This window comes from Pseudomonas violetae (assembly GCF_023072615.1).
Classification (GTDB): domain Bacteria; phylum Pseudomonadota; class Gammaproteobacteria; order Pseudomonadales; family Pseudomonadaceae; genus Aquipseudomonas; species Aquipseudomonas violetae.
Window position 1 is genome coordinate 1 of record NZ_JAKNRW010000019.1, and the last position, 12,453, is coordinate 12,453.

At 59.2% G+C, this 12,453-nt stretch carries 11 protein-coding genes and 1 pseudogene; 5 read left to right on the forward strand and 7 right to left on the reverse strand.

Features of this window, described 5'->3' with window-relative positions:
- Nucleotides 1–222, forward strand: a pseudogene (locus L9059_RS19680) (hypothetical protein); the annotation flags it as partial.
- Between the two features lie 69 nt (nucleotides 223–291).
- Here L9059_RS19680 and L9059_RS19685 read toward each other — a convergent pair.
- From L9059_RS19685 to L9059_RS19695, 3 genes are all read right to left on the reverse strand, one after another.
- Nucleotides 292–711: an acyl-CoA thioesterase gene (locus tag L9059_RS19685; protein WP_247292599.1), complete on the reverse strand. Its 420-nt coding sequence runs from the start codon at nucleotides 709–711 to the stop codon at nucleotides 292–294.
- Between the two features lie 176 nt (nucleotides 712–887).
- On the reverse strand, nucleotides 888–2,114 hold the full coding sequence (locus L9059_RS19690) for a 3-hydroxyacyl-CoA dehydrogenase (protein ID WP_247292600.1): 1,227 nt from the start codon (nucleotides 2,112–2,114) through the stop codon (nucleotides 888–890).
- A gap of 240 nt (nucleotides 2,115–2,354) precedes the next feature.
- Entirely contained in the window at nucleotides 2,355–4,289 is a 1,935-nt protein-coding gene (locus L9059_RS19695; RefSeq protein WP_247292601.1) for a RecQ family ATP-dependent DNA helicase, read from the reverse strand.
- 280 nt (nucleotides 4,290–4,569) lie between these two features.
- On the opposite strand from L9059_RS19695, the gene L9059_RS19700 reads away from it, so the two are divergent.
- Nucleotides 4,570–5,424: a DMT family transporter gene (locus tag L9059_RS19700; RefSeq protein WP_247292684.1), complete on the forward strand. Its 855-nt coding sequence runs from the start codon at nucleotides 4,570–4,572 to the stop codon at nucleotides 5,422–5,424.
- A gap of 61 nt (nucleotides 5,425–5,485) precedes the next feature.
- On the opposite strand, the gene L9059_RS19705 is transcribed toward L9059_RS19700, so the two are convergent.
- From L9059_RS19705 to L9059_RS19715, 3 genes are all read right to left on the reverse strand, one after another.
- Entirely contained in the window at nucleotides 5,486–7,027 is a 1,542-nt protein-coding gene (locus tag L9059_RS19705) for a phosphoenolpyruvate carboxykinase (RefSeq protein ID WP_247292602.1), read from the reverse strand.
- Nucleotides 7,028–7,209: 182 nt separating this feature from the next.
- Complete coding sequence (gene hslO / locus L9059_RS19710) at nucleotides 7,210–8,112, reverse strand: Hsp33 family molecular chaperone HslO (RefSeq protein ID WP_247292603.1); 903 nt, start codon at nucleotides 8,110–8,112, stop codon at nucleotides 7,210–7,212.
- A gap of 163 nt (nucleotides 8,113–8,275) precedes the next feature.
- Nucleotides 8,276–8,683: an RNA-binding S4 domain-containing protein gene (locus tag L9059_RS19715; RefSeq protein WP_247292604.1), complete on the reverse strand. Its 408-nt coding sequence runs from the start codon at nucleotides 8,681–8,683 to the stop codon at nucleotides 8,276–8,278.
- Nucleotides 8,684–8,798: 115 nt separating this feature from the next.
- Here L9059_RS19715 and rimA point away from each other — a divergent pair, with 115 nt between their 5' ends.
- Genes rimA through rimK form a run of 3 tightly spaced genes read left to right on the forward strand, consistent with a single transcriptional unit; the run spans nucleotide 8,799 to nucleotide 10,977 of the window.
- A complete protein-coding gene (gene rimA / locus L9059_RS19720) occupies nucleotides 8,799–9,578 on the forward strand; it encodes a S6 modification regulatory phosphodiesterase RimA (RefSeq protein ID WP_247292605.1) in 780 nt (259 codons plus the stop codon).
- A gap of 17 nt (nucleotides 9,579–9,595) precedes the next feature.
- Entirely contained in the window at nucleotides 9,596–10,075 is a 480-nt protein-coding gene (gene rimB, locus L9059_RS19725; RefSeq protein ID WP_486969858.1) for a retropepsin-like aspartic endopeptidase RimB, read from the forward strand.
- Nucleotides 10,072–10,977 (forward strand): 30S ribosomal protein S6--L-glutamate ligase, encoded by a 906-nt coding sequence (gene rimK, locus L9059_RS19730; protein WP_045061318.1) that lies wholly within the window; start codon nucleotides 10,072–10,074, stop codon nucleotides 10,975–10,977. Before rimB ends, rimK begins: the two co-directional genes overlap by 4 nt.
- 161 nt (nucleotides 10,978–11,138) lie before the next feature.
- Here rimK and L9059_RS19735 read toward each other — a convergent pair whose 3' ends face one another.
- The gene (locus L9059_RS19735; protein ID WP_247292606.1) at nucleotides 11,139–12,452 is read right to left on the reverse strand and encodes an ATP-binding protein; all 1,314 of its coding nucleotides are present in this window, start codon (nucleotides 12,450–12,452) and stop codon (nucleotides 11,139–11,141) included.
- Between the last annotated feature and the right edge of the window lies 1 nt (nucleotide 12,453).

Here is a 12,453-nt window from a genome sequence, read left to right on the forward strand (position 1 = left end):
GGCCGCAGCGTGGGCGGCACCACGGGCAGCCTGATCGGCTCCGCAGCGGGCGGTGGCGCCGGTGGTGCACTCGGCAACTACATGGGCAACAAGAGCGATGAGGACGATAACCGTCGCTCCTATCGCGGCGGCCGTGATGATCGTCGCTACTATCGCGATGGCCATCCGGGTCGCGGTCATGCCTACGGCCACCGCAAGCACAAACATCGCTATCGCGACTGAGGCATCAATCGCCTCGTTTACCGATAAATCAAAAAATCGCGGCCCTTGGGCCGCGATTTTTTTTGCCGGTCAAACCACCAACCGTTCCAGCGCCCCGCGCAACCCGGCAGGGATCGCCACCGGCTGATTCGACCCGCGATCGACAAACACATGCACAAAGCGCCCCGCCGCACAGGCCTCGTCATCATCGGCCTTGAATACTGCCAGTTCGTATTGCACCGAACTGTTGCCCAGCTTGCCTACGCGCAGGCCGATTTCAATCCGGTCCGGGAAAGCAATCGAGGCGAAATAATCACAGGCCGAACTCACCACAAAACCGACTACTTCGCCGTCATGGATATCCAGGCCGCCGACTTCGATCAGGTAGGTATTCACCGCCGTATCGAAGAAGCTGTAGTAGGTCACGTTGTTGACGTGACCGTAGGCATCGTTGTCATGCCAGCGGGTGGTGATGGGCTGGAAGTGCGGGTAGTCGCAGCGTTGGGGCATTGGCGTTGTTCCTTGAATTGAATTGCAGTTCTAAAGCTATTACTGCTTCAGCATTCTTCGCCAGCAGGCTGGCTCCCACAAGTCGATCGGGTTTCAACCCCACGTCAGCGAACACCAGACACCCCCCTGTGGGAGCCAGCCTGCTGGCGATGGCGCCCGCAAGAGCGCTGTATGCATCACCTGCCAGCAAACCCCTTGCCTGCCGCCGCCAACTCCGCAATCCGCCGGGCCGGATTCCAATGATCCCCCTGGCGAGTTTCCAACGCCAATAACCGTTGATGAATATCCGCCAGCCCCTGCTGATCGGCCCAGGCCATCGGGCCGCCCTTGTCTGCCGGGAAGCCATAGCCGTTGAGGTAGACCAGATCGATGTCATGGGCCGATCCAGCAATGCCTTCCTCAAGAATCTTCGCGCCTTCATTGACCAATGCCAGCAGGCAGCGCTCCAGGATCTCCTCAGGCGAGATATCACGGCGTTGAAAGCCCAATCCTTCGCTGACCTCCAGCACCAGCGCATCGACCTCTACGTCGTGCTCGGCCTGACGACTGCCGGCTTCATAGTGATAGTAACCATTGCCGCTCTTCTGGCCGAAGCGACCCAACTCACACAAGCGGTTGTCGACCTGCACCTCTGGCGCATCCTGGCCAACGCCCGCCAGCTCCCTGGCGCGCCACCCCAGATCGACGCCTACCACGTCGTACATGCGGAAGGGGCCCATGGCAAAACCAAAACCTTGCAGCGCCGCATCGACCTGATGGGGATACGCGCCTTCCAGCAGCATCTTGCGTGCTTCAAGCACGTAGGTATTGAGCATGCGGTTGCCGATGAAACCCTCGCAGTTTCCGGCCACCACGCTGACCTTGCCCATGCGCTTACCCAGCGCCAGCGCCGCCTCCAGTACCGACGGCGCAGTCTTCGCGCAGCGCACGACTTCCAGCAGCTTCATGATGTGCGCCGGGCTGAAGAAATGCAGCCCCAATACCTGCCCGGGGCGGCCAGTGACTGCAGCGATGGCGTCGATATCCAGCGCCGAGGTATTACTTGCCAGAATCGCCCCGGGTTTGAGCAGAGCGTCGAGCTCGCGGAAAATCCTCTGCTTGAGTTCAAGGTTCTCGTACACCGCCTCGATCACCAGGTCTACGTCAGCAATGGCCGCATAATTGGCCGCCGTAGTGACCCGCGCAACACGCACATCCGCTTCGGCCTGATCGATACGGCCCTGGCGAACATTGTGAGCGCAGGTGTCTGCCACACTTGCCAGGGCTTGCTCGAGCATCTGCGGATTATTATCGACCCACTGCACTGGCACCCCGGCATTCACCAGGCACATCACAATGCCCCGGCCCATGGTGCCCGCGCCAATCACGGCGGCGCGCTGAATGTTGAACGGTGTCTGGCTCATGGTTGTTCTCTTGTTGGCGATCCAAAGACAGCCCTCACCATAGTCAGGCACCGATCATTTTTGAAATTTATTCCTGTGATGGGGGACATTCAGCAGATGGATACGCTGTTTGCCCAGACGCCAAACCCCCTGTAGGAGCGAGCTTGCTCGCGATGATCTTGAGGTCTCGCAAATTAAGCTGTTGCCCCGCGTCATCGTTGACGACCATCGCGAGCAAGCTCGCTCCTACAGATATCCCGCTCAAGTTGGGAGGTGAGTTTCGACCCACTCCCGCACTTCGCCATACGGGTATTCCTCCAGCACCGCATACCCCGCAATTGACCGCGCCTTGAGCTTGGTAAACAACGGCACACTGATTCCACACAGAAAACGGGTCACCCGTTCGGTCGAAGGGATGCTGGCGGTGTGCTGCTCGTGCTTGTGGATAAATTCAGTGGATAACGCGTCAAAGTTCTTATCCACAAGCGCTGGCAGCTCCGGCGGCGCCGGCAGTCGTGCGACATCCCCGTGACACACTGAACAATGCCCGCACTGCCGGGGAGCGTTTGCATCCCCAAAGTACTCGGCCAGCCGATAACCCAGGCAGCGGTCGGTGGCAAACAGATCCAGCATCGCATGAATTCGGGCGACCTCGGTTTGCTCGTGCCGGGTGAAGTATGCGTGCAGTTCCGTGGCCAGCACCTGGCTGTCAAAGCCTGCTTGCAGCACGCTGTAGACCTCGGTCATCTGCTTGCTTTCGAGCTCGATCCAGCCCTTCTCCTGGAAATAATCCAACGCCTTGACCACCCGATTACGCTCGGCCTGGTAGCGTTCGTACAGCGCATCAAAGCTCACCGTGGCCCAGGCTCGCGCAAGAGTGGATGTCTGGATGATCGCCGCGACGAAATCCTTGCGCTCACCCTCGAAGCGGGCCAGCAACTCGGCAGGCTCCTGCAGGTATTTGAACCGATACTCGGCGTAGTAGGCGTAACGCGGGGCAATGATCCGGCGTAGCTCCAGCTGCACCAGCAGTGTCTTGAGCGGCAGCTGCCGGATGTTGCTCTGGTCCGCCAGCGGCCCCAGCAGAAACTCCCATTGCCCATCGGCCGCGCACGCTTGCAACTCATCCAGCACATGGCGGATGCCATCCAGTTCCGGCGTGTCGCCGTAGACGAAGTTTTCCAGCACGTTGAGGCTGTCGCGGTTGGCCAGTACCAGACAGTCAGACGGCTGCCCGTCGCGCCCGGCACGACCAATTTCCTGACTGTAGTTCTCGATGGATTTGGGCAGGTCGAAATGCACGACGTTGCGTATATCGCTTTTGTCGATGCCCATACCAAACGCGATGGTGGCGACGATGCAGTTGGACTGCCCGCCCATGAAACGCTTCTGGATCGCCTCACGTTTTTCGTGGGGCAACCCGGCGTGGTAGGCCTCGGCCTGAATGCCGTTACGCCCCAGGTGTTCAGCGATGTGCTCGGCGGTTTTCTGCAGGGTAACGTAGACAATGCTGGGTTGGCCCGGGCGCTCGCTCATCCACTCAACCAGGCGCCGTCGCTTGTCCTGCCCACGCACAGGTTCCACCAGCAAATTAAGATTGGGCCGGTAGAACCCGGTGGTCACCACGTCTTCTGGCGTAATGGCGAACTTGGCCTGCATGTCCGCGATCACCTTCGGCGTCGCAGTGGCGGTCAGCAGCAGCGCCTGCGGGATATTGAACTGACGCTGGTAGTCCGGAAGCTTGAGGTAATCGGGCCGGAAGTTATGACCCCATTCCGAAATGCAGTGCGCCTCATCGACCACCAGCAACGAGATCGGCACTTGCTGGAGAAAGTTGCGAAAGCGCTCATTCTTCAGCCGCTCCACGGACACCATCAGGATCTTCAACTCACCTGATTTCGCCCGAACCATCACATCGGCGGCGGCGTCGCGGCTCTGCGCCGAATCGATACTGCCGGCCGAGATCCCGTGACGCTGCAGGAATGCCAACTGGTCCTGCATCAGCGCCAGCAATGGCGAAACCACCAGCGTCAGGTGCGGCAGCAACATGGCCGGAAGCTGGTAGCACAGGGACTTGCCCGAGCCCGTGGGGAATATCGCCGCCGCCGAGCGCCCGGCCAGCACTGCACTGATGGCAGCCTCCTGGCCGGGACGAAATTGTGGATAACCAAAAACCTGTTCCAGGGTGTTGTGCATAAGCTGTCACTCCGTTGACCGCTGGCGAAGCCCAAAGCCTAGCTGGCGATCGCCGCGAGTCGAGAATAGGTCGGGGGGAAAAGGATACGCGATGATACCGCGCAAGGAATGGCAGGGCGTGGGGAGAGCAGGACAATATGGCGCTTGCATTCCGGTTTTCAGGTAACTGGTTTGCCTGCACAGTTCAGGGCCACCAAGGCCCAACGCTGGGACACGCAGAAGCTGAAATGCTTCTACAATCCGCAGCGAACACCTATAAGGACATAGCGTGGACGTATTGATGGGGTTACTCGCCGCCTTGATGTGGGGCGGCACGGACTTTCTCGTGGGCTTGAATGCCCGGGCTGTGGGCGTCAAGCGGGCGGTGTATTTCGGTCAGGCGCTTGGCTTCGGCATCATGAGTTTGCTGCTGATCGCTTTTCCCGCGTTCATTCTCAAAGCCATGTCGGCATCTATCAATGTGTGGCTGATCGGTGTTGTTGCGGCAGTACTCACTGTGTCCGGTGCGCTGGCGCTGTCGAAGGCTTTTGCTCTGGGCAAGGCATCCATCGTCGCGCCGCTGGTGACGTCTTACGGGGTGGTGACGACGTTGCTGTCCTGGGCCGCAGGGGAGCAGATCGGTTTGCTCCAGCTACTGTGTATTGCCCTGTGCGTAGTCGGGGTCATTCTTTCCGGCATTCATTGCGACTCGAAGATTCCTCACTCCATCCAAGCCAAAAGTTCGGTGGCCTACGCGCTGTTGGCGGCGGTTTTTTACGGCACCAGTTTCTGGTTGCAGGGCCAGTTTGTACTGCCGGTGCTTGGACCGGTGACGATGCTGTGGCTCGCCTATCTGATCGGGCTGATCGTGCTGGTGGCGATCGTCTTTAGGATCAAGGACGGACTGAAGATTCCACCGTTGAAAAACTGCGTGACGCTGACCGGTGCCAGCCTGATGAACCTCGCAGGGTTCTCGTCATTTGCCTGGGGCGCGGTGGCAGGATCGGTTTCGGTGGTGACGGTGATCAGCACCCTGTCGGGCGGGATAGCGGCGATCCTGGGGTATGTGTTCTTCAAGGAGCGCCTGGCGAAGATCCAGGTGCTCGGGGTGGTCCTGGTATTGCTCGCAGCGTTTGTGCTGCACCTCAAGACCTGAGGCAAACGCCCACAAAAAAGCCGCCCCTGCGGGCGGCTTTCTCGTTACATCAGCCCAATCCTTACAACTTCGGACCAGCAGCCTTGATCGCGTCGCTCACGTCGAACTTCTTGAAGTTCTCCACGAACAGACCGGCCAGTGCTTTAGCCGATTCATCGTAGGCAGCCTTGTCAGCCCAGGTATTACGAGGGTTCAACAGGCCAGTCTCAACGCCCGGGACAGCCAATGGCACATCGAGGTTGATGGTGTCGAGGTGTTCGGTTTCAGCACCGATCAACGCACCGCTCTGGATCGCAGCGATGACGCCGCGAGTGGTCGGGATGTTGAAGCGCTTGCCGACGCCGTAGCCACCGCCGGTCCAGCCGGTGTTGACCAGGTAAACCTTGGAGCCGAAGCCGCGGATGCGCTTGATCAGCAGCTCTGCGTATTCGCCAGCCGGACGCGGGAAGAACGGTGCGCCGAAGCAGGTGGAGAAAGTCGACTTGATGCCGCTGCCGGAGCCCATTTCGGTCGAGCCCACCAGAGCGGTGTAGCCGGACAGGAAGTGGTAGGCCGCTTGTTCTTCGCTGAGGATCGATACTGGCGGCAGAACGCCGGTCAGGTCACAGGTCAGGAAGATCACCGCGTTTGGCTCGCCACCGAGGTTCTTCTCGGAACGCTTGGCAACGTGCTCCAGCGGGTAAGCCGCACGGCTGTTCTGGGTCAGGCTGACATCGGCGTAGTCGGCGTGCTTGGCGTCATCAATGACAACGTTTTCCAGGACGGCGCCGTGCTTGATGGCTTTCCAGATGACCGGCTCGTTCTTCTCGGACAAGTCGATACACTTGGCGTAGCAGCCGCCTTCGATGTTGAAGACAACGCCTTCGCCCCAGCCGTGCTCGTCGTCGCCGATCAGGTAACGGCTTTCGTCGGCGGACAAGGTGGTTTTACCGGTGCCGGACAAACCGAAGAACAGCGTCACGTCGCCCGCTTCACCGATGTTGGCAGCGCAGTGCATTGGCAGCACGTCGGCGGCCGGGAGCAGGAAGTTCTGCACCGAGAACATAGCTTTCTTCATTTCACCGGCGTAGCGCATACCGGCGATCAGCACCTTCTTCTGGGCGAAGTTGAGGATCACGCAGCCATCGGAGTTGGTGCCATCACGCTCTGGCACGCACTCGAAGTTGGCCACGTTCAGAACTTGCCACTCGTCACGACCTGCCGGGTTGTACTGGGCAGGATTGATGAACAGGCAACGACCGAACAGGTTCTGCCAGGCAGTCTGGGTGGTCATTTTCACGGCCAGGTAGTGCTCTTCAGCCGAACCTACATGAACGTGGGAAACGAAATGCTCTTGCGCGTTGTTGAAGGCCTCGACGCGGTCCCACAGGGCATCGAACTTGTCGGCCGGGAACTTGCGGTTGATCGGGCCCCAGGCAATGGCGGCCTGAGTGGACGGCTCTTCAACGATGAAACGGTCGACTGGCGAGCGGCCGGTACGGTGACCGGTACGAACAACCAGCGCGCCGGTATCGGCAAGCTCGCCTTCACCACGATTCAGAGCTTCTTTTACCAGATCATCAACACTCAGATCGGTGTACACGGCGTTATTGGCTTGCGTCATGAGATTCCCCGTCGGCCAGTGGCCGAGTGTGCTCCAAACGTTTTGTAGTAGAAAGTCGTGCACTACTACCGCGACAAAAAGTGGGCCGGATTATGCCAGAAAAGCCCAAAAATAGTAGGGCCCTCCCGTCGTAACGGCGTTAATCCGGTACTTACCAGTGAATTTACCTGCGCTGAACCGTTTTAGTGCCGGGTATCTGACGGTGTATCCACACCGGCTCCAGCGAACAATTGAGTGATATCAGCGGCGTCGAAAAGGTAACGCTGGTTGCAGAACTGGCAGTCGATCTCGATGTTGCCACCGTGTTCGATGACCAGCTCCTGAGCATCTTCCAGACCCAGACTGACCAATGCATTGGCCGATCGCTCGCGGGAACAGCTGCAACGGAAGCGCAGCCGCTGAACATCGAACAGGCGCACCTGCTCTTCGTGATACAAGCGGTGGAGCACGGTTTCGTTGTCCAGGCTGAGCAGCTCATCGGCAGTCAGCGTGCTGCCCAGGGCGGTGATGTGCTGCCAGCTGGCGGCGCGCTCTTCCTCATCCTTGAGGCGATCAGCAGGCAGTTGCTGCAGCAGCAGACCTCGCGCGCGACGGCCGTCGGCGTAAAGCCAGAAGCGCGTACCGACCTGTTGGGACATGACGAAATAATTGGTGAAGCACTCCGACAGGGTTTCGCCATCCAGATCAACGATGCCCTGGTAGCGCTGGCCTTGGGTCGGGTCGACCGTCAGCGCGAGGACACCGTTGGGCATCAGGTCGGCGAGCGTCGCATCTGGCGCGATGCGGTCGGCTTCATAACGGGCCAGGCCACGGATTTCGCGCTCGCTGGAGCACTCGATCATCAGTAACGGGATCGGACCATCGGAACGGGCCTGGAGGATCAACAGACCATCGAATTTCAGGGTGCCGACCAGCAACGACGCCGCCGCCATCAACTCGCCGAGCAATTGCGCGACCGGTTCCGGATACGCATGTTTAGCCAGGACTTCGGCGTAGCTGAGCTCCAACGAAACCAGTTCGCCGCGAGTATCGCTGTCATCGAAGATGAAGCGTTGGGTGTAGTCGGTATCCGTTAGATCGGTCATAGGTCTGGGTATCTGAATTAATGTCAAAAGTTTTCAAAGAGTAGCTGCACAGAGTTTGCGCACGCGAAGTTTGGCCATGGCAGGCATTTTAGCATTGGGCCAAACCTATGGGAGTGAGCTCGCTCGCGATTGCGTCATACCGGCCAGCACAGAAGCACCGGCTTCACTCGTCGTTGCTGTTCCCACGGAATTTAAACAGATCCCGCCGCTGTTTTTTGCTCGGTTTGCCATCGGTGGTCATGCCCAGCGAGCCCGCCTTGCGCATCTCGGCGGCCGCCTCGCGCTTAACGATGCTGGCTTCTGTCTCGGCGTACAACGCCTGCGCCTCGGGAGCACCACGCCGCACGATCGTCAGTGCCTGAACCACCACCGTTCGCTCTTCGAACCCCTGACGAATCTGAAATTCGTCGCCAATGTGCGGCTCCTTGCCGGGTTTGCAGCGCTCGCCCCGACAATGCACCTTGCCACTTTCGATCGCCGTCTTGGCCAAGGCACGTGTTTTGTAGAAGCGCGCGGCCCACAACCACTTATCGAGACGGACCTTGTCGTCCTCTTCTTTTTTTTGTGTCACTGGAGTTCCTCTTTTAGCCCATAGTCGGAACTGTACTACCGTTTCTGTCGGGCGCAAGAATCCGCCCCTCCAGTTAGAATGTGATCCTGTCGGTTCATCGCAGTGGAGTGTTCGAGTGACAATATTTCCGTCTTCATTGACTTCAACCAGTGGCGATTGCCAGGGATGTCAGCAAAGCGAACCTCTGGGCTTTGATTTTGCCTTTGCCTATCAACCCATAGTAGACCTGCGAGACCGATCGATCTTCGCTCACGAGGCGCTGGTGCGCGGCACCGCCGGTGAAGGCGCGTTTTCGGTGCTTGATCAGGTTACCGAAGCCAATCGCTACCGATTCGACCAGCTCTGCCGCACCAAGGCGATCGAAGGTGCCGCGCAACTGGGGATGCAAACCAACCTGTCGATCAACTTCATGCCCAATGCCGTGTACCGCCCTGAGCTGTGCATTCGCAGTACGCTGGCGGCCGCAAAAAAGCACAACTTCCCTATCAACCGGCTGATTTTCGAGACCCTGGAGAGCCAGCACGTAGATAACTATCGCCATTTGACCAATATTCTGCGTGAATACCGCGAATTCGGCTTCAAGACCGCCATCGACGATTTCGGTGCGGGGTACTCGGGGCTCAATCTGCTCGCTAACTTCCAACCCGACCTGATCAAACTCGACATGGATCTGATTCGTGATGTCGATCGCGATCGTGCTCGTCAGGCTATCGTGCGAGGGATTGTCACAATCTGTGCGGATCTGGACGTTACAGTCATTGCCGAAGGCATCGAAAGTGCTGGAGAACGGGATTTCCTGGCGGACTGTGGAATTTTTCTGATGCAGGGCTATTGGTTCGCCAAGCCTGCATTCAAAGCGTTGGCCCAGGTACCACCGGGTACCTGGACGCGTTAATCTCCGGTTTATTCCTATTGAAGACATTTGACCATTTGACCGTTGTCGGTCTGCGCGAGTGGGTGGCGCTTCCGGATTTGGGAGTGGCGGGCCTGCGGGCAAAAATCGACACCGGTGCCAGCACCTCCAGCCTGCATGCCACCGACATCGAGCCGTTTGAGCGCGATGGAGAAAAGTGGGTGCGTTTTACTGCGCATCTGGGCACGGTAGTGCAGTTGCGTCACCGACGTTGCGAAGCCCCGCTGGTGACGATGAAAACCATCAAGAGTTCCAATGGCCATGCGCAGAAGCGCTATGTGGTCAGCACCACCCTGGCCCTCGGTGATCGGGTCTGGCGGGTCGAGTTTACCCTCGCCTGCCGTAAATCCATGCGATATCGCCTGTTACTCGGTTCAAAAGCCCTTATCGACGGCCGTCTGGTCGTCAATCCGGGTATCAAATATGTACAAGACAAGCCGGTGTTCCCGGTATCTACCCTTTCCACAGGTGTTGCATGAAGATCGCTGTGCTGTCGCGGAACCCGCGTCTGTATTCCACTCGTCGTCTGGTCGAAGCCGGAACCGAGCGTGGCCACGAAATGGTCGTGGTCGACACCTTGCGCGCCTACATGAACATCGCCAGCCACAAGCCGCAGATTCACTATCGAGGCCGGCCGCTGGAAGGTTTCGATGCGGTCATCCCACGCATCGGGGCATCGGTGACGTTTTATGGCTGCGCGGTCCTGCGTCAGTTCGAGATGATGGGGGTATTTCCGCTCAACGAATCGGTGGCCATCGCGCGTTCGCGGGACAAACTGCGTTCCCTGCAACTGCTCTCGCGCCGGGGGATCGGGTTGCCGGTCACCGGGTTTGCACACTCCCCGGATGACATTCCCGACTTGATCGAAATGGTCAACGGCGCCCCACTGGTTATCAAGGTACTGGAAGGCACCCAGGGTATTGGCGTGGTGTTGTGTGAGACCGCGACTGCGGCGGAATCGGTGATTGAGGCGTTCATGGGCCTCAAGCAGAACATCATGGTCCAGGAGTACATCAAGGAAGCCGGTGGTGCGGACATTCGCTGCTTCGTGGTGGGCGACAAGGTCATCGCTGCAATGAAACGCCAGGCCAAACCAGGGGAGTTCCGCTCCAACCTGCACCGGGGCGGCAGCGCGAGCCTGATCAAGATCACCCCCGAAGAACGCATGACGGCCTTGCGGGCCGCCAAGGTGATGGGGCTGGCCGTGGCGGGCGTGGATATCCTGCGGTCCAATCACGGGCCTCTGGTGATGGAGGTCAATTCGTCGCCGGGGCTGGAAGGGATCGAGACCACCACGGGGAAGAACGTGGCGGGGATCATCATTGAGCATCTTGAAAAAAATGGTGGGCCGAATATGACGCGCACCAAAGGGAAGGGCTGACCCGGCTCCCTGTGGCGAGGGAGCTCGCTCCCGCTCGGCTGCGCAGCAGTCGCAAGACCAGGCAACCGTGTTCTGGCTTTTGGAACGCGGCTGAAGGGGCAGGGAGTCCTTCGGCCTCCAGCGGGAGCAAGCTCCCTCGCTACAGGGTTTGTGTGCAGTTGTTAAACCGCATCCCTGGGCAACATCAACCCCAACGGCAAGCGCACCCGCGCCTCCAGCCCGCCACCATCACGGTTGCGCAGCTCGACATTGCCGCCATGCATCGAAGCAATCCGCTTGACGATCGCCAGACCCAATCCGGTTCCCTTGCCGCCCCGGGCACGATCGCCACGGGTGAACGGGTTGAAAATGGCTTCCAGCTCCGACGGATCGATCCCTGCCCCACGGTCCATCACGCTCAGCACCACATAAGGCGCACTGGTATCACCGGAGACGTAAGCCGCGACCTCCACTCCGCTGCCGGCGTGATGCAGCGCATTGCCGATCAGGTTGTTCAGCAGTCGTTTCATCGACACCCGACGTAACGGGAACGGCTGGATCGGCTCCACGCGCAAACGGACTTTTTCTTCATTCTGGTTGTACGGCGCAGCGACTTCGCGCACGAGATCGATCAGGTCGACTTCTTCCACCGATTCATCGCGTCCATCACGGATAAATGCCAGGAACTGGTCAAGAATCGCGTCCATGTCCTCAATGTCGCGGACCATGTCGTCGGTCAGGTCGTTGTGGTCGCCCATCAGTTCCAGAGACAGCCGCAAACGGGTCAACGGCGTGCGCAGGTCATGGGACACCCCGGCCAGCATCAGCTCACGCTCGCGGCCGGCCTGTTCGACGTCTTCGGCCATTTGGTTGAAGGCGCGGTAAACCTCGGTCATCTCACTCGGTGTGTCGCTGATCGGCAGGCGAACGCTGCGGCCCTGACCCAATTGCCTAGCGGCATAGACCAGACGCTTCAACGGTTGATTGAGCTGGCTGACGAAGATCCACGCCGACGCGGTGGACAGCAAACCGATGGCGAGGAACCAACCGAGCACGTTCCAGATTTTCTGGCCACGCAACGGATGTGGATACAGCGGCACTTTCAGCCAGCCATCGCCCAGGCTTGGCGCCCGAACCCACAGTGCCGGCGGCGAGTGCATGCGCAATCGGACTTCGGTGTCGGGGCCCAACTCGGTTTGCATCTGCCGCTGGTAGATTTCGCTGTAGGGCCAATGCTGCTCACCTTCCGGCACGCCAGCGCCCACCACACGAATCAGAGGCACAGCATCGGCAATCTTGCCGCGATTTTCTTCATCGGCCGCCCAATAGGCGCGCAGCGTCAAGGCGACGCCGTGGCTGTACTGGCGATCCACAAGCACGTCTTCGTTCATCAACAGATAAACGAGGGTCAATGCCTTGGAAAACAGCACAACAATCAGCACCAGCCACAGGGTGCGGGAGAAGAAACTTTGGGGGAACCACACGGGCGTTTTCATG